The organism is Streptococcus sp. HMSC072D07, from assembly GCF_001814835.1.
GTDB lineage: Bacteria > Bacillota > Bacilli > Lactobacillales > Streptococcaceae > Streptococcus.
In genome coordinates, this window is sequence record NZ_KV818034.1 from 55,068 (window position 1) to 75,495 (window position 20,428).

General features: G+C 43.5%; 16 protein-coding genes. 13 read left to right on the forward strand and 3 right to left on the reverse strand.

What is annotated here, in order from left to right; all coding sequences use genetic code 11:
- Nucleotide 1: 1 nt before the first annotated feature.
- Nucleotides 2–2,062 (forward strand): heavy metal translocating P-type ATPase, encoded by a 2,061-nt coding sequence (locus HMPREF2991_RS00590; protein ID WP_000008775.1) that lies wholly within the window; start codon nt 2–4, stop codon nt 2,060–2,062.
- Nucleotides 2,063–2,139: 77 nt separating this feature from the next.
- On the opposite strand, the gene tyrS is transcribed toward HMPREF2991_RS00590, so the two are convergent.
- The gene (gene tyrS / locus HMPREF2991_RS00595; RefSeq protein ID WP_044020095.1) at nt 2,140–3,396 is read right to left on the reverse strand and encodes a tyrosine--tRNA ligase; all 1,257 of its coding nucleotides are present in this window, start codon (nt 3,394–3,396) and stop codon (nt 2,140–2,142) included.
- Between the two features lie 140 nt (nt 3,397–3,536).
- On the opposite strand from tyrS, the gene pbp1b reads away from it, so the two are divergent.
- The 6 genes from pbp1b to HMPREF2991_RS00625 all read left to right on the forward strand — a co-directional run bounded on the left by pbp1b (nt 3,537) and on the right by HMPREF2991_RS00625 (nt 10,223).
- Nucleotides 3,537–6,044: a penicillin-binding protein PBP1B gene (gene pbp1b / locus HMPREF2991_RS00600; protein WP_070683216.1), complete on the forward strand. Its 2,508-nt coding sequence runs from the start codon at nt 3,537–3,539 to the stop codon at nt 6,042–6,044.
- Nucleotides 6,045–6,121: 77 nt separating this feature from the next.
- On the forward strand, nt 6,122–7,033 hold the full coding sequence (locus HMPREF2991_RS00605; RefSeq protein WP_008284424.1) for a DMT family transporter: 912 nt from the start codon (nt 6,122–6,124) through the stop codon (nt 7,031–7,033).
- A gap of 84 nt (nt 7,034–7,117) precedes the next feature.
- Nucleotides 7,118–7,816: a 2,3,4,5-tetrahydropyridine-2,6-dicarboxylate N-acetyltransferase gene (gene dapD, locus HMPREF2991_RS00610; protein ID WP_000127448.1), complete on the forward strand. Its 699-nt coding sequence runs from the start codon at nt 7,118–7,120 to the stop codon at nt 7,814–7,816.
- Nucleotides 7,817–7,877: 61 nt separating this feature from the next.
- Nucleotides 7,878–9,008, forward strand: a complete 1,131-nt coding sequence (locus HMPREF2991_RS00615; protein WP_070567180.1) for an N-acetyldiaminopimelate deacetylase — start codon at nt 7,878–7,880, stop codon at nt 9,006–9,008.
- Nucleotides 9,009–9,019: 11 nt separating this feature from the next.
- Nucleotides 9,020–9,559, forward strand: coding sequence for a 5-formyltetrahydrofolate cyclo-ligase (locus HMPREF2991_RS00620; RefSeq protein WP_070567182.1), 540 nt, complete (start codon nt 9,020–9,022; stop codon nt 9,557–9,559).
- Nucleotides 9,543–10,223 (forward strand): rhomboid family intramembrane serine protease, encoded by a 681-nt coding sequence (locus HMPREF2991_RS00625; RefSeq protein WP_070567184.1) that lies wholly within the window; start codon nt 9,543–9,545, stop codon nt 10,221–10,223. The genes HMPREF2991_RS00620 and HMPREF2991_RS00625 overlap by 17 nt, the downstream gene beginning before the upstream one ends.
- A 116-nt stretch (nt 10,224–10,339) precedes the next feature.
- Here the strand turns inward: HMPREF2991_RS00625 and galU are convergent, their stop codons facing one another.
- Nucleotides 10,340–11,239, reverse strand: coding sequence for a UTP--glucose-1-phosphate uridylyltransferase GalU (gene galU / locus HMPREF2991_RS00630; RefSeq protein ID WP_000811022.1), 900 nt, complete (start codon nt 11,237–11,239; stop codon nt 10,340–10,342).
- Nucleotides 11,240–11,260: 21 nt separating this feature from the next.
- The gene (locus HMPREF2991_RS00635; protein WP_070567186.1) at nt 11,261–12,277 is read right to left on the reverse strand and encodes an NAD(P)H-dependent glycerol-3-phosphate dehydrogenase; all 1,017 of its coding nucleotides are present in this window, start codon (nt 12,275–12,277) and stop codon (nt 11,261–11,263) included.
- 206 nt (nt 12,278–12,483) lie between these two features.
- Between HMPREF2991_RS00635 and HMPREF2991_RS00640 the strand changes: the two genes are divergently transcribed.
- The 6 genes from HMPREF2991_RS00640 to HMPREF2991_RS00665 all read left to right on the forward strand — a co-directional run bounded on the left by HMPREF2991_RS00640 (nt 12,484) and on the right by HMPREF2991_RS00665 (nt 20,339).
- A complete protein-coding gene (locus HMPREF2991_RS00640; protein ID WP_061421809.1) occupies nt 12,484–14,190 on the forward strand; it encodes an ABC transporter ATP-binding protein in 1,707 nt (568 codons plus the stop codon).
- 1 nt (nt 14,191) lies between these two features.
- The gene (locus HMPREF2991_RS00645) at nt 14,192–15,958 is read left to right on the forward strand and encodes an ABC transporter ATP-binding protein (protein WP_070567188.1); all 1,767 of its coding nucleotides are present in this window, start codon (nt 14,192–14,194) and stop codon (nt 15,956–15,958) included.
- Nucleotides 15,959–16,097: 139 nt separating this feature from the next.
- Complete coding sequence (locus tag HMPREF2991_RS00650; protein WP_070567190.1) at nt 16,098–16,787, forward strand: gamma-glutamyl-gamma-aminobutyrate hydrolase family protein; 690 nt, start codon at nt 16,098–16,100, stop codon at nt 16,785–16,787.
- Nucleotides 16,788–16,955: 168 nt separating this feature from the next.
- Nucleotides 16,956–18,305 (forward strand): glucose-6-phosphate isomerase, encoded by a 1,350-nt coding sequence (locus HMPREF2991_RS00655; RefSeq protein WP_000018244.1) that lies wholly within the window; start codon nt 16,956–16,958, stop codon nt 18,303–18,305.
- A gap of 127 nt (nt 18,306–18,432) precedes the next feature.
- A complete protein-coding gene (gltX, locus tag HMPREF2991_RS00660; RefSeq protein ID WP_070567192.1) occupies nt 18,433–19,893 on the forward strand; it encodes a glutamate--tRNA ligase in 1,461 nt (486 codons plus the stop codon).
- An 11-nt stretch (nt 19,894–19,904) separates the two neighbouring features.
- Nucleotides 19,905–20,339 (forward strand): cytidine deaminase family protein, encoded by a 435-nt coding sequence (locus tag HMPREF2991_RS00665; protein ID WP_070567194.1) that lies wholly within the window; start codon nt 19,905–19,907, stop codon nt 20,337–20,339.
- Nucleotides 20,340–20,428: the final 89 nt, after the last annotated feature.

The following is a 20,428-nucleotide window of genomic DNA, read 5'->3' on the forward strand; positions in this document are numbered from 1 at the left end:
TATGTCTTTTAAAGTGCTACATAGAGGATACCAACATATCCGACTATCATCTTCTTTTTCACTCACCTTGGATATTCAAGACTATCTTCGTTCCTTGGCGAGAGATGAAAAGGGGATTGAGTCTATCCAGTTTTACATGGATCAACAGCACTTTACTCTACGCATAAAAGAAGGCTTTTCTGTATTAGATAATGCAGAAGCCTTTTTAAAAAGAATTGATAAAGGGAAAGTTTCTGAGTTGATGACTCTTCCCATTCGTAGAGAAGAGAGTGCTTATTCTATTGTTTCAGGTGCAGCGATTAAGCGTGTACTTTTTCGTAGTTTTGTGCCGTATCCTATTCGCTATATATGGACTTGTTATCAGGCTTTGGGTTATATTAGAGAAGCCTATCAAACACTAGCGCGTAAGGAACTAACGATGGAAGTCTTGGACTGTTCGGCGATTTTATTGTCCTTGTTTATGAACCAATCCAAGACAGCTAGCAATATCATGTTTATGCTTGATTTGGGGAATCATTTAGATCAGTGGTCTTTGAAAAAAACTGCAACAGATTTAGAACAAAGCCTTCTTGCAAAAGAGAGCGACGTATTCTTAGTACAGGGCGATACGGTTGTTAGTATCAAGAGTTCCGATGTTCAAATAGGAGATGTCTTGGTCCTATCTCAAGGAAATGAAATTCTGTTTGATGGACAAGTAGTTTCAGGTTTAGGTATGGTCAACGAAAGTTCCTTGACGGGAGAGAGTTTTCCAGTTGAAAAAAGAGAGTCTGATTTGGTTTGTGCAAATACAGTATTAGAAACTGGAGAGTTACGCATTCGTGTAACCGATAATCAGATGAACAGCCGGATTTTACAACTGATTGAGTTAATGAAGAAATCTGAAGAAAACAAGAAAACGAAACAACGCTATTTCATCAAGATGGCGGATAAGGTCGTCAAATATAATTTCTTGGGGGCTGGGCTAACTTACCTATTAACAGGTTCTTTTTCTAAGGCTATTTCTTTCCTATTAGTCGATTTCTCCTGCGCTTTGAAAATCTCTACTCCTGTAGCTTATTTGACAGCTATCAAGGAGGGGTTGAACCGTGAAATGGTGATTAAGGATGGGGATGTTCTGGAGAAATATCTGGAAGTTGATACTTTCTTGTTTGATAAGACGGGAACAATCACAACTAGTTATCCTATAGTTGAAAAGGTGTTACCTTTTGGGGACTATAGTGAGGAAGATATTCTCAGAATCAGTGCCTGTCTTGAGGAACACATTTATCATCCTATTGCTAATGCCATCGTCAAGCAAGCTGAGATAGAGGGAATTGAACATGAGGAAATGCATGGGAAACTCCAATATATTGCAAGCAAGGGGATCAAATCTCATATAGATGGCCAACCAGTTCTTATTGGGAATTATGTCTTGATGCAGGATGAGCAGATTCATATCAGTTCAGAACAAAATGCTTTAATTGAAGAGTACAAGAGTCACTACAATCTCTTATTCTTGGCTTATCAGAATGAATTGATTGGAATGTTCTGCATTCATACTCCTTTGAGAAAAGAAGCAAAAGCAGCCTTGGAGAAACTTAAGGCACAAGGGAAAAAATTGATTCTGGCAACAGGGGACACCTTGGTTAGGACAGAGGAATTAGTCAAAGATTTGCCCTTTGATCAGGTCTATACAGACTTGAAACCTGATGGGAAATTTGAGTTAGTAGAGGAACTGCAGAAAGCAGGTCACACGATTTTGATGGTTGGAGATGGATTGAATGACTCAGCGGCTCTAACCCTATCAGATATCGGTGTGGTGATGAATGAGAGTGCAGATATTTCTAAGCAGATGAGCGATATCTTATTGTTAGATAATCGTTTGGATTTCTTCCAAGAGTTGGATTGGCTATCATCATCTTTGCAAACACTCATCAAGAAGAATATTCAAGATACCGTTGTCGTAAATAGTAGTTTGATTGGCTTTGGCTTGTTTAATTGGCTCAGTCCTTCAAACCTCTCTATCCTACATAATCTAACAACCTTACGCATAGTCCTGCGTAGCCTGTCTATTAAGGGATAGGTGGGGACTATTCACAGCAAAAAGGAGTTACCTTTCTCGAGGGTAACTCCTTTGTTTATAGGTAAATGTTTAACAATTTAGTAAGTCAACACAAAGTATTTCTTCTTCCCGCGGCGGATAACAGTGAGTTCGTTTTCTAACTTATCTGCGTCACTCAAGACATAGTCAAGGTCTTGGATACGGTCGCCGTTGACGTAGATAGCTCCGTTTTGGACGTCTTCACGGGCTTGGCGTTTTGAATTCACCACACCAGATGACACGAGGAGTTCCACGATATTGTGGTTTTCGTCTGCTTTTACTTGGTAGTTTGGCACTCCACGAAGTCCTTGTTTGAGTTCTTTGACAGAAAGGTTTTTGATGTTTCCAGCAAAGAGTTGCTCGGTGATGTTAAGGGCTTCTTTGTAAGCTTCTTCTCCGTGAACAAGAGTCACGACTTCACGAGCGAGGACCTTTTGTGCCAAGCGTTCGTGTGGAGCCGCTTCAAACTCTTTGCGGATGTCTTCAATCTCATCGAGTGACAAGAAGGTAAAGATTTTCAAGAAGCGAACAGCGTCAGCATCCATCACGTTCATCCAGAATTGGTACATTTCGTATGGAGAAGTCTTTTCAGGGTTAAGCCAAACTGCGTTTCCTTCTGACTTACCAAATTTCTTACCAGTTGCGTCTGTGATGAGTGGAACAGTGATCACGTGACCAGTCTTGTCAGCCTTACGACGAAGCAATTCGGTACCAGCTGTCATATTTCCCCACTGGTCAGAACCACCGATTTGCAGAGTAACATTGTAGTCTTGGTTAAGGACATAGAAGTCGTACCCTTGCATGATTTGGTAGGCAAACTCAGTGTAAGAAATCCCTGTCTCGATCCGTTTCTTCACAGATTCCTTACTCATCATGTAGTTGACAGTGAAGTATTTTCCGACGTCACGGAGGAAGTCAATGAAGCTGATACTGCCAAACCAGTCGTAGTTGTTGACCATGACAGCCTTATTTTCACCATTTTCAAAGTCAAGAAAACGAGAAAGTTGCCCTTGGATAGACTTGACCCAGCCCTCTACTGTGTCTTTTGTTTGGAGACTACGCTCAGCATCTTTGAAGGACGGATCTCCGATGAGACCTGTAGCACCGCCAACGAGCGCATATGGTTTATGACCTGCTAACTGCAAGCGACGACTGGTCAAGATTGCGACAAGGTGGCCGAGGTGAAGGCTATCAGCAGTTGGATCGTAGCCAGTATAATAAGAAACTTGACCTTCTTCTAGGGCTTTACGCAAAGCTTCTTCATCAGTCGTTTGAAAAATCAAACCACGCTCTTTTAGCTCATCAAAAATGTGCATGTGTCTTTTCTCCTTTATAAAATATTGTTTCTACCTATTGTATCACAAACTCGGACAATAGCCTAGTGGAATAGGGAAGAAAGTGGCTATTTTATTGAAAGTTTCCCTTTTATGGTATAATAGAGAAAGCGAGGACATTCATGAAAGAAAGAATTAATGAATTAAAAACAAAAATGCTGCATTTTTTCCAGCAGCTAATGCAACGAATTGCAAAATGGAAGAAAAGACTAGCAGAAAAACTGGCTAATAAGAAAACCGGTAAAAAGGGGGCCTCTTCTGACAAAGTTAGAAAGGCTGGGTCTATTTTTGCTAAAGTTTTGAGTGGGTTTAAAATAGTTTTTAACACTCTCTTTATCCTAGGCTTTATCGGTGGACTGTTTGGCGCTGGTGTAGCTATGGGTTATGGAGTCGCTCTATTTGACAAGGCCCAGGTCCCTCAAGCAGAAGAGTTGGTCAAGCAAGTGAAGGATATTGCCTCCATCTCAGAAATCACTTATTCTGACGGCAGTACCATTGCCTCGATCGAGGGCGATTTATTGCGCACTTCAGTCGCTTCAGATGCTATCTCAGACAACCTTAAGAAAGCCATTGTTGCGACAGAGGACGAGCATTTCAATGAGCACAAGGGAGTTGTGCCTAAGGCCGTTATTCGTGCGACCTTGGGAACCTTTGTCGGTCTAGGCTCGTCTAGTGGTGGTTCGACCTTGACCCAGCAGGTCATCAAGCAGCAAGTGGTGGGGGATGCTCCAACTCTAGCTCGTAAGGCTAAAGAGATTATTGATGCTCTAGCTTTAGAACGGGCTATGGGTAAGGATGAGATTTTGACAACCTACCTTAACATAGCTCCTTTTGGTCGCAATCATAAAGGTCAAAATATTGCAGGTGCCCAGCAGGCTGCAGAAGGAATCTTTGGGGTCAATGCTTCGGATTTAACGATCCCTCAAGCTGCCTTTATCGCAGGGTTGCCACAGAGTCCAATCAGTTATTCTCCTTATGAATCTGATGGTAGTATGAAGAGTGATGAGGACATGGCTTTGGGAATTAAGCGTGCCAAGGATGTCCTCTACAATATGTACCGGACAGGGGCTCTAAGTCAGGAAGACTACGATAAGTACAAAGATTATGACTTTAAGAAAGACTTCCTACCATCAGGTAGTGTTAGTGGTACTTCGCGTGACTATCTCTACTATGCAACCTTGGCAGAAGCTACTGACCGCATGTACGACTACCTTGTCCAACGAGATAATGTCTCTGCGCAAGAATTAAAGAATGAGTCCATTCAGAAATCCTATCGCGATTTAGCCACTAAGGAAATTGAAAATGGTGGATATAAGATTACGACAACTATCAATAAAAATGTTCATGCTGCGATGCAAAATGCGGTTGCGACCTACGGCTATCTGCTAGATGATTCGACAGGCCAGCCTGAGGTGGGGAATGTCCTCATGGACAACCAAACGGGAGCTATCCTTGGATTTGTTGGTGGTCGTAATTATCAAGAAAATCAGAACAATCACGCTATCGATACCAAGCGTTCTCCAGCTTCAACCACAAAACCTATATTGGCCTATGGTATCGCTATTGACCAAGGTTTGATGGGAAGTGCAAGTATCTTGTCAAACTATCCTACCAACTTCTCAAACGGGAATCCCATCATGTATGTCAATAGTCCTGGTACGGGCATGATGACATTGGGAGAAGCCCTTAACTACTCATGGAATATCCCAGCCTACTGGACGTATCGTACGCTTCGAGAGAAGGGTGTGGATGTCAAAGGCTATATGGAAAAAATGGGTTACGAAATCCCAGAATATGGGATTGAAAGTTTACCGATGGGTGGGGGGATTGACGTTACAGTTGCCCAACATACTAACGGATACCAAACGATAGCCAACAACGGAGTTTACCATAAGAAACATATGATCGCGAAGATCGAGTCAACGGATGGCCGAGTGGTATACGAGCACAAGGATGAGCCTGTCCAGGTTTATTCAAAAGCGACAGCAACCATCATGCAAAGTCTCCTTCGGGATGTTATCTCGTCTCGGATTACTTCAAGTTTCCAGACGGACTTGACTACTATCAATCCATCCCTAGCTCGTGCTGACTGGATCGGAAAAACTGGTACGACCAATGAAGATGAAAATATGTGGCTCATGCTTTCTACACCTCGCTTGACTTTGGGTGGCTGGTTAGGTCACGATGATAACCGACCACTAGCCAAAGGAGCAGGCCACTACCGTAATGCCAACTATATGGCCCACTTGGTCAATGCTATCCAACAAGCTGAACCTGGAATATGGGGGAATGAGCGCTTTAATCTGGATCCAAGTGTGACCAAGTCGCAAGTTCTCCGGTCTACAGGCCAAAAGCCCGGCAAAGTTTCCATCAATGGTAAGGAAATCGAACTTTCTGGATCAACAGTAACGAGCTACTGGGCTACTAAAGAAGGTGCCCCAGTGACCACCTATCGCTTTGCTATTGGAGGAAGCGATGCAGATTATCTGAACGCATGGAAGAATATTCTAGGAAGCATTCCAGCAGTGACTCCTCCAAGCTCAAGTTCAAGCAGTAGCTCTGGAAGTTCAAGTTCGAGTGGAAATACTCAAAGTGGTTCTTCAGGACGTTCACGTCTATTTAATCGTTAAGAAAGAGTAGTAGCAAGGTTAGTAATTTCTCCTTGTTGCTACTTTTTTCTTTGTTGGTTTCGTGTTACAATAATAATATGAATCATTATCAGAAAAAGATTGTTAAGGGAACAGTATACTCGCTACTCTCAGGCCTAATCTGGGGGATTTGTGGGATTTTAGGAGAGTATTTTTTCACTCATTATCCAGTGTCTTCTGGATGGATTACTTCTATGCGTTTATTAGTGGCAGGGAGTTTGGTTTTAGGTTTATCTGCTTTTCAGTTGCGTAGCCGCTTGTTGGACATCTGGCGTGATAAGAAAAATTATCTACCTTTTTTAGCCTATGCTATTCTAGGTATTTTTTCTGTGCAATTTTTCTTTTATCTCTGCGTTGAGTATTCCAATGCGACGACGGCGACCATTTTGCAATTTATCAGCCCTGTTTTTATCCTGTTTTACAATCGAATCATTTACCAGAAGAAGGCTTCTATTACAGCTGTGTTCTATGTTTTGATTGCCATGCTAGGTGTTTTTTTGATGGCTACAAAAGGGGATTTGTCCCAGTTATCCATGACACCTTTGGCTCTAGTGACAGGTTTGCTCAGTGCAGTAGGGGTCATGTTTAATGTTATCCTTCCCCAACGCTTTGCACGGCGCTACGGATTTGTTCCGACTGTTGGTTGGGGGATGATTCTGGCAGGTCTCTTTAGTAATTTCCTCTACCCTATTTATCGGATAAGTTTTCAAGTGGATCTGGTAAGTGTGCTGATTTGTCTGACGATTGCCGTGTTTGGTACAGCTTTTGCCTTCTTCCTATCTATGAAGGCTGTGTCACTCGTTTCCCCGCTGGTTGTATCAGTGGTGAGTGCTAGCGAACCGCTCTCTTCAGCTTTATTAAGTGTTCTTTTTCTGGGAATGGTCATGGATGGTTTTTTGGCCTTAGCTATGGTGTTGATTATCGTTCCGATGATTTTTTTATCTGTAGAGGAAGCAAAACAAGCCCAGTAAAGATGATTATTTGATAGTTGAGGCTTCAAATTTGAAGCCTTTTTTGGTAGAATAGGTATCATTATAACGAACCAGGAGGCACCTATGACTGCTACAAAAATGAACGCTCAAGAAATTATCCAATTTATCGCCAATGCTGAAAAGAAAACCAGTGTCAAAGTAACCTTTGAAGGAGAACTTGCAACTGCTGTACCTAGCTCTGTTGTCAAACTAGGAAATGTTTTATTCGGAGACTGGAAGGATGTTGCTCCGCTTCTTGAAGGTTTGGTAGAAAATCAAGATTATGTTGTCGAGCAAGATGCTCGTAATTCTGCAGTTCCTTTGCTAGACAAACGTGCGATCAATGCTCGTATCGAGCCAGGTGCTATTATCCGTGACCAGGTTGAAATTGGTGACAATGCTGTTATCATGATGGGAGCTGTTGTCAATATCGGTGCTGAAATCGGTGCTGGAACCATGATTGACATGGGTGCCATCCTTGGAGGTCGTGCTATCGTTGGGAAAAACAGTCACGTTGGTGCAGGTGCAGTTTTGGCGGGTGTGATTGAGCCAGCTAGCGCTGAACCAGTCCGTGTCGGAGATAATGTTCTTATCGGTGCCAATGCAGTGGTGATCGAAGGGGTCCAAATCGGCAGTGGTTCAGTTGTTGCAGCAGGAGCTATTGTTACCCAAGATGTTCCAGAAAACGTGGTAGTGGCAGGTGTTCCAGCTCGTATCATCAAAGAAATTGATGCCCAAACCCAACAAAAAACAGCGCTAGAGGATGCGCTTCGTACCTTGTAAAAATAAAAAGAGGCGGATACTTCTTCCAGCCTCTTTCTTCTATCAAAAGGAGGATCGATAGATGTTAGATTTGATTCAGACTAGACGAGATTTACACCAGATTCCAGAGATTGGCTTGGAAGAGTTCAAGACTCAGGCTTATTTGCTGGATGTGATTGAGAAATTGACTACGGGCAAGGATTTTGTTCAAATTCGTATTTGGCGAACAGGGGTTTTGGTCTATTTGCAGGGAAGCCAGCCAAAGAAGACTATTGGCTGGCGAACAGATATTGATGGCCTGCCTATCGTCGAACAAACAGGACTGCCTTTCGCCTCTCAGCACCAAGGTCGCATGCATGCTTGTGGCCATGATTTTCATATGACTATTGCCTTAGGCTGTCTCGAACGCGCCCTGGAGGAACAACCCAAGAATAATTTGCTCTTTCTATTTCAGCCTGCTGAAGAAAATGAAGCTGGTGGCATGCTCATGTATGAGGACGGTGCTTTTGGAGACTGGCTACCAGACCAGTTTTATGGACTCCATGTTCGTCCGGATCTAAAGGTTGGACAGATTGCGACCAATACCCATACGCTCTTTGCAGGGACTTGTGAGGTGAAGATTCGTTTCAAAGGAAAAGGGGGACATGCAGCCTTTCCGCATGAAGCCAATGACGCCTTGGTGGCTGCTAGTTACTTTGTAACCCAAGTACAGTCAGTTGTCAGCCGCAATGTCAATCCCATCGAGGGAGCGGTGGTGACCTTTGGCCTTTTCCAAGCTGGAACAACCAATAATGTCATTACAGACACAGCCTTTTTGCATGGAACCATTCGCGCCTTGACTCAGGAAATGAGCCTCTTGGTACAAAAAAGAGTCAAGACAGTCGCAGAAGGGGTTGCAGCAGCCTTTGATATGGAAGTCGAAGTAGAACTCAAGCAAGGAGGCTACCTACCTGTTGAGAACAATCCAGCCTTGGCGCGTGAACTGATGGACTTTTTTGAAGAGAAAGACGGAATCGAGTTGATTGATATTGAGCCAGCTATGACTGGTGAGGACTTTGGTTATCTCCTTTCGAAGGTAGATGGCGTTATGTTCTGGCTAGGTATCGATAGTCCCTACGCCCTTCATCACCCTCAGATGAGTCCTAAGGAAGAAGCCTTAGCCATTGGGGTAGATGCGGTCTCTAGTTTCTTGAAAAAGAAGGCAGCAGAGTAGAGGAATTGTCTATGAAAGCTGAACTACGCAAGAAAATTTTGCAAGAAATGAAGGCTTTATCTCAGGAGCAAAAACAGGCTATGGATCGAGCTTTAACTGAGCATTTCTTACAACACCCTTTTTACCAAAAAGCCAAGACTATCGCAACCTATCTCTCCTTCCCTCATGAATTTCAAACGCAAGAACTGATTGAGCAGGCGCTGAAGGACGACAAAAAGGTTCTGATACCCAAAACCTATCCCAAGGGGCGCATGGACTTTGTGGTCTACGATCCGCAGCAGTTGGTAAAAACTTCCTTTGGTTTACTGGAACCGCAAGGAGACTTGGAAGTGGTGGAACCGTCTCAGATTGATTTGATTCATGTTCCAGGGCTAGCTTTTACGACAGAAGGCTATCGAATCGGATATGGTGGAGGATACTACGACCGCTATCTAGAACATTTTACTGGTCATACTTTGAGTACGGTTTATCCTTGTCAAATTCAGGAGTTTAACTTGGAAGACCATGATATTCCCGTCCAGGAGGTGCTAATCTATGAAGGAAATCTTTGATAAACGTTATCCTGTGACTAGTTTCTTCCTCCTAGTAACCGCATTGGTCTTTCTCTTGATGTTGGTTCTTACAGGTTTAAATTTTGAACGAGCAGATATCTTGCTTCAGTTTGGAGCCATGTATGGACCGATCATTCGCCTGTTCCCTGAGCAGATTTGGCGCCTTTTTTCGGCTATATTTGTGCATATCGGATGGGAGCATTTCATTGTCAATATGATTTCGCTCTACTTTCTTGGACGACAGGTGGAGGAGATTTTCGGTTCTAAGCAGTTCTTCTTTCTCTATCTATTATCTGGAATGATGGGCAATCTCTTTGTTTTTGCTTTCACACCGAAAGTTGTCGCTGCTGGGGCATCCACTTCCCTATACGGGCTATTTGCTGCGATTATCGTCTTGCGTTACGCAACTCGCAACCCCTATATCCAGCAGTTGGGGCAATCCTATCTGACACTTTTCGTGATAAATATCATTGGAAGTATTCTGATTCCAGGAATCAGCCTAGCTGGGCATATCGGTGGTTCAGTAGGAGGTGCCTTTCTAGCAGTCATTTTTCCAGTCAAATGGGAAAAAAGAATGTATAGCACCAGCCAGCGAATCGGAGCAACTGTACTTTTTATCGCACTAGCCGTTTTCCTTTGCTATAAGGGAATGAGCTATGTGTAGGGGGGAATAGTTAAATGCAAGCACCGATTCGGTTGCTAATAAGTCATCTGCAAAGATGGCTTTTTTTATTGCAAGCTTCAACAAAAAAGCCCTTAATTAAGAGCTTTGTTTTTCTTCTATTCCCCCTCAGCTAACTCTTTCCCAAGTTGGATGAGGTAGTCTTTCAAGTCGTCTTTGACTTGTGGGTGTTTGAGAGCGTAGTCGATGGATGTTTTCATAAAGCCAAACTTATCTCCGACATCGTAACGAGCTCCTTTGAACTCACGAGCAAATACACGTTGTGTTTTATTGAGGGTATCGATTGCATCTGTCAGCTGAATTTCATTTCCTGCACCTGGAGCTTGATTTTCGAGGATTTGGAAAATTTCAGGAGTGAGGAGGTAGCGTCCAATAATAGCAAGGTCGCTAGGAGCATCCTCTGGAGCAGGTTTTTCAACGAAGGTTTCAACGCTGTAAAGGCCGTCTTTTCCTTCGCCTTGCGGAGCAATAACCCCATAGGCAGAGACTTCGTCGTGAGGGACTGGCATGACAGCGATAGTAGACGCGTGGGTACGCTCGTAGTCATCCATGAGTTGTTTGGTAAGTGGAACAGCCTTTTCGTCTGTGATATCCATCAAGTCATCACCAAGCATAACGACAAAAGGTTCATTTCCAACGAAAGCTTTGGCTTGCAAGACAGCATCTCCGAGACCACGTGGATGTGTTTGACGGATAAAATGTAGGCGCATGCCGGTTGTTTCATCAACCAGCTTCAAAAGATCTGTTTTCCCTTTTTCTTTAAGGTTATATTCCAATTCGAAGTTTGAATCGAAGTGGTCCTCGATAGAACGTTTTGACTTACCAGTAACAACCAAAATGTCTTCGATACCAGACTTGAGGGCTTCTTCAACGATAAACTGGATAGTTGGCTTGTCTACGATTGGCAACATTTCCTTGGCCAAGGCCTTAGTTGCTGGGAGGAAACGGGTTCCCAATCCAGCGGCAGGGATGACTGCTTTTCTGACTTTTTGTTTCATGATGTTCCTTTCTATAAAGGTCTATGACCATTCGTTTTCTGCTTTAAATTCATTGCTCATGATGTCAGTGATTGCTTCTTTGATATTGACACCTTCGTAGATAACTCGGTAAATAGCCTGTGTGATTGGCATGTAGACACCCAATTCCTGAGCCAGCTCGTAAGCTGCTCGAGTTGTTGAAATGCCTTCGATGACCATGCCCATGTTTGCTTCGATGTCTGCGAGGGATTCTCCGCGACCGAGAGCATCACCTGCCCTCCAGTTACGAGAGTGGACAGATGTTCCCGTTACGATCAAATCTCCAACTCCAGAAAGACCGCTATAAGTCAGAGGGTTAGCTCCAAGAGCGACACCTAGACGGGTGATTTCTGCTAATCCTCGAGCGATGATGGCCGCCTTGGCATTGTCACCAAACCCTAGTCCATGTAGTGCCCCAGCGCCAACTGCGATGATGTTTTTGAGAGCACCAGCGGTTTCAACTCCGACAACATCCGTATTAGTATAGAGACGGAAGTAGTGATTGCTAAAGAGATTTTGGACGTACTGGGCAGTTTCAAGATCTTTGGAGGCTGCGGTAATCAAGGTAATATCGCGTACAATCGTTTCCTCAGCATGGCTAGGTCCTGAAACAACAACGACTTCACTACGAAGGTCAGCTGGGATTTCCTCCTCAAGAATAGTTGATAGGCGTTTGTGGCTATCTGGTTCCAATCCTTTGGAGGCATGCATGATGACAACCTTGTGATTGAGTACCTTTGCTACTTGTTGGGCAACCAGTCTCGTTACTTTTGTTGGGACTACAAATAAAACAGCATCCACATCCTGGAGTGTTTCTTCCAAGTCATGATAGGCTTTGATCTTTTCGTCCAGTAGGATATCTTTGAAGTAGCGTTTGTTTGTATGTTGGTTATTGATTTCATCAATTTGGTCAGAAATATTTCCCCAAATTCGAACTTCGTGTCCATTGTCGTTTAGGACCTGCGAAAGGGCAGTTCCCCAAGAACCAGGACCCAAGACAGCGATGGTTTGTTTCTTCATCTTTTCCTCCTTGTAAGAGTTCTTCCTTTCATTTTACCATAAAAAGCCTTTTCATGCATCACCTGTAGATGAAAGCGCACTAATTTATAATAAGGAGACTTCTTTGACAAGATGCCTCTTTTTTGCTAGAATAGCATCAATATGAACGAATGAGAAGGAGCTGACGCAGGATGTCGCTCCCTTTATCTATTTTATTAGGAGGAAATATGCTCATTAAAAAAATAAAAACCTATAAATGGCAAGCCTTGGCATCCTTAATGATGACAGGCTTGATGGTTGCGAGTTCGCTCTTGCAACCGCGCTATTTGCAAGAGGTGTTAGAGGCTTTGTTGGCCGGACAAAATGAGGCTATTTATAGTATTGGCGCTTGGTTGATAGGAGTAGCCCTAGTCGGTCTGGTTGCAGGTGGGGTCAATGTAACGCTTGCAGCCTACATTGCTCAAGGAGTGTCTTCGGACCTTCGTGAAGACGCTTTTCGCAAGATCCAGACTTTTTCTTATGCCAATATCGAGCAATTCAATGCGGGTAACCTTGTCGTCCGTATGACCAATGATATCAACCAAATTCAGAACGTGGTGATGATGGCTTTTCAAATCCTCTTCCGCCTCCCTCTTCTCTTTATCGGTTCCTTTATTTTGGCGGTTCATACTCTTCCATCACTTTGGTGGGTGATTGTCCTCATGGTGCTCCTAATCTTTGCACTAACAGCCATCATGATGGGGATGATGGGGCCACGATTTGCTAAGTTTCAAACCCTTCTTGAACGGATCAATGCTATCGCTAAGGAAAATCTACGTGGTGTGCGCGTGGTTAAATCCTTTGTGCAGGAAAAAGCACAATTTGACAAATTTACTGAGGTTTCAGATGAACTTCTCGGACAAAATCTTTATATCGGTTATGCCTTCTCAGTTATAGAACCCGTTATGATGCTAGTCGGCTATGGAGCGGTCTTCCTCTCTATCTGGTTGGTGGCAGGTATGGCTCAGTCAGATCCATCTGTTGTGGGCTCGATTGCTTCCTTTATCAACTATCTCAGCCAGATTATCTTTACCATCATCATGGTTGGATTTTTAGGAAATTCTGTCAGTCGTGCCATGATTTCCTTGCGTCGTATCCGCGAGATTCTAGATACCGAGCCAGCGATGACCTTTAAAGATCTCCCAGACGAAGAGTTAGAAGGAAGTCTCTCTTTTGAAAATGTGACCTTCACCTATCCTAATGATGATGAGCCTATGCTGAAGAATGTAACCTTTGAAATTGCGCCTGGTCAGATGGTCGGTGTGGTTGGGGCGACTGGAGCAGGGAAGTCTACCTTGGCTCAGTTAATTCCACGACTGTTTGATCCACAGGAGGGCTCTATCAAGATTGGTGGAAAGGATATTCGAGACGTCAGCGAGGGAACCTTGCGTAAAACAGTTTCCATCGTCTTGCAACGTGCTATTCTCTTTAGCGGGACCATTGCAGATAATCTTCGTCAAGGAAAAGGCAATGCCAGCGTGTCAGAAATGGAACGTGCAGCACGAATTGCTCAAGCCAGTGAATTTATCGGACGTATGGAAAACAAATTTGAGAGTCAGGTCGAAGAACGAGGCACCAATTTTTCTGGTGGACAAAAACAACGGATGTCCATTGCCCGTGGGATTGTCAGCAATCCCCGTATCCTGATTTTTGACGATTCGACTTCAGCCTTGGATGCTAAGTCAGAGAGACTCGTGCAGGAAGCTTTGAATAAAGACCTGAAAGGGACGACAACCATTATCATCGCTCAAAAGATCAGTTCAGTCGTCCATGCGGACAAGATTTTGGTCTTGGATCAAGGGCGTTTGATTGGAGAAGGACGGCATGCAGACTTGGTAGCTAACAATGCCGTCTACCGCGAAATCTACGAAACACAAAAGGGAAAGGAGGAATAAAATGAAAACCGTTCGATTTTTCTGGAATTATTTTAAAGTTTACAAGTTCTCCTTTGTCATTGTGATTCTAATGGTTGCAGTTGCGACGATTGCCCAAGCCCTCTTTCCAGTTTTTTCAGGTCAAGCAGTGACGGAGCTCGCTAACCTAGTTCTGGCTTATCAAAATGGAACTTCCGACCTAGCCTGGCAGAGTTTATCAGCTCTGATGCTGAATCTAGCTCTGGTTGTTCTCGCCTTAGTGGTATCCAGTTTGATTTACATGACCTTGATGACCCGTGTGATTGCTGAGTCGACAAATGAGATGCGTAAGGGCCTTTTTGGCAAACTTTCCCGTTTGACCGTTTCTTTCTTTGACCGCCATCAGGATGGCGATATCCTCTCTCGCTTTACGAGTGACTTGGACAACATCCTTCAAGCCTTCAATGAAAGCCTAGTTCAGGTCATGAGCAATATTGCTCTTTACATCGGTTTGATCTTTGTCATGTTTTCAAGAAATGTGACGCTAGCCCTGATAACAGTAGCCAGCACCCCAGTGGCCTTTCTCATGTTGGTCTTCATCGTGAAGATGGCCCGCAAGTACACTAATCTCCAGCAAAAAGAGGTTGGGAAACTCAACGCTTACATGGATGAGAGTATTTCTGGACAGAAAGCTGTTATCGTACAAGGAATTCAAGATGATATCGTAGCAGGCTTTGTGGAGCAAAATGAGCGCGTGCGCAAGGCAACCTTTAAAGGGAGAATGTTCTCAGGCATCCTCTTTCCTGTTATGAATGGGATGAGCTTGGTCAATACGGCCATCGTCATTTTTGCAGGTTCTGCGGTCTTGCTGAACGATCCAAGTATCGAAACAACGACAGCCCTAGGTTTGATCGTTATGTTTACCCAATTTTCTCAGCAGTACTACCAGCCGATTATCCAGGTGGCTGCGAGTTGGGGGAGCCTCCAGTTGGCCTTTACTGGAGCGGATCGTATCCAAGAAATGTTCGATGCAGAAGAAGAGATTCGTCCGCAAAATGCGCCTGCCTTTACGGAATTGCGAGAAGGTGTTGAAATCAGTCACATTGATTTCTCTTATGTGCCAGACAAGCCGATTTTAAAAGATGTCAGCATTTCAGCTCCTAAAGGGCAGATGATAGCAGTTGTCGGTCCGACTGGTTCAGGGAAAACGACCATCATGAACCTCATCAATCGTTTCTACGATGTGGATGCAGGTAGCATTTCCTTTGATGGCAAAGACATCCGTGACTACGACTTGGACAGCCTACGGAGCAAGGTTGGTATTGTCTTGCAGGATTCGGTCTTGTTTAGTGGAACAATTCGGGATAATATCCGCTTTGGTGTGCCAGATGCCAGTCAGGAAATGGTCGAAGCAGCTGCCAAGGCAACTCATATTCATGACTACATCGAAAGCCTGCCTGATAAGTATGATACCCTTATTGATGATGAGCAAAATATCTTCTCGACTGGGCAGAAACAATTGATTTCCATCGCTCGGACCTTGATGACAGATCCTCAAGTCTTAATCTTAGATGAGGCGACTTCCAATGTGGACACCGTAACAGAAAGCAAGATTCAACATGCCATGGAGGCAGTTGTAGCAGGTCGAACCAGTTTTGTCATTGCCCATCGTTTAAAGACCATCCTCAATGCCGATCAGATTATTGTCCTCAAAGATGGAGAGGTTATTGAACGTGGAAATCATCACGAGTTGCTCAAACTTGGCGGTTTCTACTCAGAACTGTATCACAATCAATTTGTCTTCGAATAAAAAAGAAGTTGTCCTCGTTGGGCAGCTTTTTCTTATCCATAAAAAATACTTATCACGGTCTTTAAAAAAACATATTAGACAGGAAAGGGTTGGAGTGATAAGATAAGACTGTCGCAAGAAAATCGAAAGGAGACACATCATGGCTAGAACGGTTGTAGGAGTTGCTGCAAATCTATGTCCTGTAGATGCAGAAGGGAAAAACATTCACTCATCTGTATCCTGTAAATTTGCAGAGAGCATTCGTCAAGTCGGCGGTCTCCCTTTAGTGATTCCTGTAGGAGATGAGTCCATTGTGCGCGATTATGTGGAAATGATCGACAAACTCATCTTGACAGGTGGGCAAAATGTCCATCCTCAGTTTTATGGAGAGAAAAAGACCATTGAGAGCGATGATTACAACCTTGTACGCGATGAGTTTGAACTAGCCCTCTTGAAAGAAGCGCTTCGTCAGAATAAACCAATTATGGCAATCTGTCGCGGGGTTCAGCTTGTCAATGTTGCTTTTGGTGGTACTCTCCACCAAGAAATTGAAGGTCACTGGCAAGGCTTGCCTTTTGGGACCTCTCATTCTATTGAGACGGTAGAAGGGAGTGTGGTGGCTAAGTTGTTTGGAAGAGAAAGTCAGGTCAACTCAGTCCATCGTCAAAGTATCAAAGATCTGGCACCTAATTTCCGTGTGACAGCGGTGGCCCCTCGAGATCAGACAGTGGAAGCGATTGAGTCTGTCGACGAGCATCGTATTATCGGTTTACAGTGGCACCCAGAGTTCCTGGTCAATGAAGAAGACGGCAATTTAGAACTATTTGAGTATTTATTAAATGAATTGTAACGGTTAGAGTCTCTAGCCGTTTTTATTCGTTCTTTCAGATTTTTTATATTTTAGCAAATTTACGCAAACGTTTGAATTCTGATAAAAATTGGGCAAATTCAATAAAAAAGCTTGAAAAAATCGAAGGTAAGCGTTATGATAGAAAAGAAGAAATTTTGGAGGATTATCATGTCACATATTAAATTTGATTATTCAAAAGTTTTAGACAAATTTGTTGCCCCACATGAAGTGGAATACATGCAAGCACAAGTAACAGCTGCAGACGAATTGATTCGTAAAGGAACTGGTGCTGGTAGCGACTTTTTGGGTTGGTTGGACCTTCCTGAAAACTACGACCGTGAAGAATTCGACCGCATCTTGAAAGCTGCTGAGCAAATCAAGTCAGATAGCGATGTCTTGGTTGTGATCGGTATCGGTGGATCTTACCTTGGTGCCAAAGCAGCTATTGACTTCTTGAACCACCACTTTGCTAACTTGCAAACAAAAGAAGAGCGTAAAGCTCCACAAATCCTTTACGCTGGAAATTCAATCTCATCTACTTACCTTGCTGACTTGGTAGAGTACGTAGCTGACAAAGACTTCTCAGTAAACGTGATTTCTAAATCAGGTACAACAACAGAACCAGCTATTGCTTTCCGTGTCTTCAAAGAACTTTTGGTTAAGAAATACGGACAAGAAGAAGCTAACAAACGTATCTACGCAACAACTGACCGCCAAAAAGGTGCTGTTAAGGTTGAAGCAGATGCCAACGGTTGGGAAACATTTGTGGTTCCAGATGACATCGGTGGACGCTTCTCAGTATTGACAGCAGTTGGATTGCTTCCAATCGCTGCATCAGGTGCAGACATCAAAGCTCTTATGGAAGGTGCGAATGCAGCTCGTAAAGACTACACTTCAGACAAGATTGCTGAAAACGAAGCATACCAATACGCAGCAGTTCGTAACATCCTTTACCGTAAAGGCTACGCTACTGAAATCTTGGTAAACTACGAACCATCACTTCAATACTTCTCAGAATGGTGGAAACAATTGGCTGGTGAGTCAGAAGGGAAAGACCAAAAAGGGATCTACCCAACTTCAGCAAACTTCTCAACTGACTTGCACTCATTGGGTCAATTTATCCAAGAAGGAACTCGTATCATGTTTGAAACAGTTGTCCGTGTTGACAAACCACGTAAGAACGTGATTATCCCTACTTTGGAAGAAGACCTTGACGGACTTGGTTACCTTCAAGGAAAAGACGTTGACTTTGTAAACAAAAAAGCAACTGACGGTGTTCTTCTTGCCCACACTGACGGTGATGTGCCAAACATGTACGTAACTCTTCCTGAGCAAGACGCTTTCACTCTTGGTTACACTATCTACTTCTTCGAATTGGCAATTGCCCTTTCAGGTTACTTGAATGCCATCAACCCATTTGACCAACCAGGTGTTGAAGCATACAAACGCAACATGTTTGCCCTTCTTGGAAAACCAGGATTTGAAGAATTGAGCAAAGAGCTTAACGCACGTCTATAATAGAAGAAAAGAGTGGCTTGCCCACTCTTTTTACTCTCTTTATTCGTAGACATTGGACTCAGGCGAGACTTGTGATATAATATAGAAAGCAAAAAGGCAGACGCCTAGAGACTTTATAGGAGAAACTATGTCAAAAGATATCCGCGTACGCTACGCACCAAGTCCAACAGGACTCCTACACATCGGAAATGCCCGTACAGCATTGTTTAACTACCTTTACGCACGCCATCATGGTGGAACTTTTATCATTCGTATCGAAGATACTGACCGTAAACGCCATGTTGAGGATGGAGAACGCTCACAACTTGAAAATCTTCGCTGGTTGGGCATGGATTGGGATGAAAGCCCAGAAACTCATGAAAATTACCGCCAATCAGAGCGTTTGGAACTCTATCAAAGATACATCGACCAATTGCTAGCTGAAGGAAAAGCCTACAAATCTTACGTCACAGAAGAAGAGTTGGCGGCTGAGCGCGAACGTCAAGAAGCAGCAGGTGAAACACCACGTTACATCAATGAATATCTTGGCATGAGCGAAGAAGAAAAAGTAGCGTACATCGCAGAACGTGAAGCAGCTGGTATCATCCCAACTGTCCGTTTGGCTGTTAATGAGTCTGGTATCTACAAATGGCATGACATGGTCAAAGGTGATATCGAGTTTGAAGGTGGCAACATCGGTGGTGACTGGGTGATTCAAAAGAAAGATGGCTACCCAACTTACAACTTTGCTGTTGTTATTGATGACCACGATATGCAGATTTCTCACGTTATCCGCGGTGATGACCACATTGCCAACACCCCAAAACAGCTCATGGTCTATGAAGCGCTTGGTTGGGAAGCGCCAGAGTTCGGTCACATGACTTTGATCATCAACTCTGAAACGGGTAAAAAATTGTCTAAACGGGACACTAACACCCTTCAGTTTATCGAAGACTACCGTAAAAAAGGCTATCTTCCAGAAGCAGTCTTTAACTTTATTGCCCTTCTTGGTTGGAACCCAGGTGGTGAAGATGAAATTTTCTCACGTGAGGAATTGATTAAACTCTTTGACGAAAACCGCCTCAGCAAGTCTCCAGCAGCCTTCGACCAGAAGAAACTAGACTGGATGAGCAACGACTACATCAAGAGAGCTGATCTAGCTACTATCTTTGAAATGGCTAAACCTTACTTAGAAGAAGCAGGGCGTTTGACTGACAAGTCTGAAAAAATGGTGGAACTCTACAAACCACAAATGAAGTCAGTGGACGAAATCGTCCCACTGACAGATCTTTTCTTTGCAGATTTCCCAGAGCTGACAGATGCTGAGCGCGAGGTCATGGCAGGAGAAACCGTTCCTGTTGTTCTAGAAGCCTTCAAAGCGAAACTAGAAGCAATGACAGATGAAGAATTTGTGACAGAAAACATCTTCCCACAAATCAAAGCAGTTCAAAAAGAAACGGGTATTAAAGGGAAAAACCTCTTCATGCCGATTCGTATTGCCGTTTCAGGTGAAATGCATGGACCAGAATTACCAGACACCATTTTCTTACTCGGACGTGAAAAGTCAATCCAGCATATTGAAAACATGCTGAAAGAGATTTCTAAATAAAAGGACTTCCGATGGATACATGGGAAAAGATGTATAAAGAAGCACGAACTTTATACAATCCCCATGAGGTTTCTGACTTTGTTTATGCTAACCATGTTGTTGCTGCAGTAGAAGCAGAAGATGGTCAGATCTTCACAGGATTTTGTATGGAGGGCACTTGTGGCGTTTTTCATCTCTGTGCAGAACGAGCGGCTCTCTTCAATATGTATCAATTTTCAGGACAGACCAAAGTTAAGAAAATCCTCGCCTTTCGAGATAAACCTCCCTACGGCGAAGAATCAGGTATGCCCTGTGGCGCTTGCAGAGAATTTCTCTTAGAATTGAATGCTGAAAATAAAGAAGCAGAGTTCATGATGAACTACGAAACAAGAAAAACAATTAAGGTTGCCGAATTGATCCCTTACTGGTGGGGAGAGGAACGTGCGACTAATTGGCAAGTTAAATAGAAGGAGTCAGTTTAACTGGCTCTTTCCCTTATCTTTTCAGAATTTCGATAAAGAGGAAAAAAAGTCCTTGACAAAGGTAAAAAAGTAGG

Bases quoted from the DNA above. Each gene is read 5' to 3' on its own strand.
- HMPREF2991_RS00625 (WP_070567184.1), top strand. From the start codon at position 9,543: ATGAAGGAAATCTTTGATAAACGTTATCCTGTGACTAGTTTCTTCCTC.
- HMPREF2991_RS00640 (WP_061421809.1), top strand. From the start codon at position 12,484: ATGCTCATTAAAAAAATAAAAACCTATAAATGGCAAGCCTTGGCATCC.
- HMPREF2991_RS00650 (WP_070567190.1), top strand. From the start codon at position 16,098: ATGGCTAGAACGGTTGTAGGAGTTGCTGCAAATCTATGTCCTGTAGAT.
- galU (WP_000811022.1), bottom strand. From the start codon at position 11,239: ATGAAACAAAAAGTCAGAAAAGCAGTCATCCCTGCCGCTGGATTGGGA.
- HMPREF2991_RS00645 (WP_070567188.1), top strand. From the start codon at position 14,192: ATGAAAACCGTTCGATTTTTCTGGAATTATTTTAAAGTTTACAAGTTC.
- HMPREF2991_RS00605 (WP_008284424.1), top strand. From the start codon at position 6,122: ATGAATCATTATCAGAAAAAGATTGTTAAGGGAACAGTATACTCGCTA.
- tyrS (WP_044020095.1), bottom strand. From the start codon at position 3,396: ATGCACATTTTTGATGAGCTAAAAGAGCGTGGTTTGATTTTTCAAACG.
- pbp1b (WP_070683216.1), top strand. From the start codon at position 3,537: ATGAAAGAAAGAATTAATGAATTAAAAACAAAAATGCTGCATTTTTTC.
- HMPREF2991_RS00665 (WP_070567194.1), top strand. From the start codon at position 19,905: ATGGATACATGGGAAAAGATGTATAAAGAAGCACGAACTTTATACAAT.
- HMPREF2991_RS00620 (WP_070567182.1), top strand. From the start codon at position 9,020: ATGAAAGCTGAACTACGCAAGAAAATTTTGCAAGAAATGAAGGCTTTA.
- dapD (WP_000127448.1), top strand. From the start codon at position 7,118: ATGACTGCTACAAAAATGAACGCTCAAGAAATTATCCAATTTATCGCC.
- HMPREF2991_RS00655 (WP_000018244.1), top strand. From the start codon at position 16,956: ATGTCACATATTAAATTTGATTATTCAAAAGTTTTAGACAAATTTGTT.
- gltX (WP_070567192.1), top strand. From the start codon at position 18,433: ATGTCAAAAGATATCCGCGTACGCTACGCACCAAGTCCAACAGGACTC.
- HMPREF2991_RS00590 (WP_000008775.1), top strand. From the start codon at position 2: ATGTCTTTTAAAGTGCTACATAGAGGATACCAACATATCCGACTATCA.
- HMPREF2991_RS00635 (WP_070567186.1), bottom strand. From the start codon at position 12,277: ATGAAGAAACAAACCATCGCTGTCTTGGGTCCTGGTTCTTGGGGAACT.
- HMPREF2991_RS00615 (WP_070567180.1), top strand. From the start codon at position 7,878: ATGTTAGATTTGATTCAGACTAGACGAGATTTACACCAGATTCCAGAG.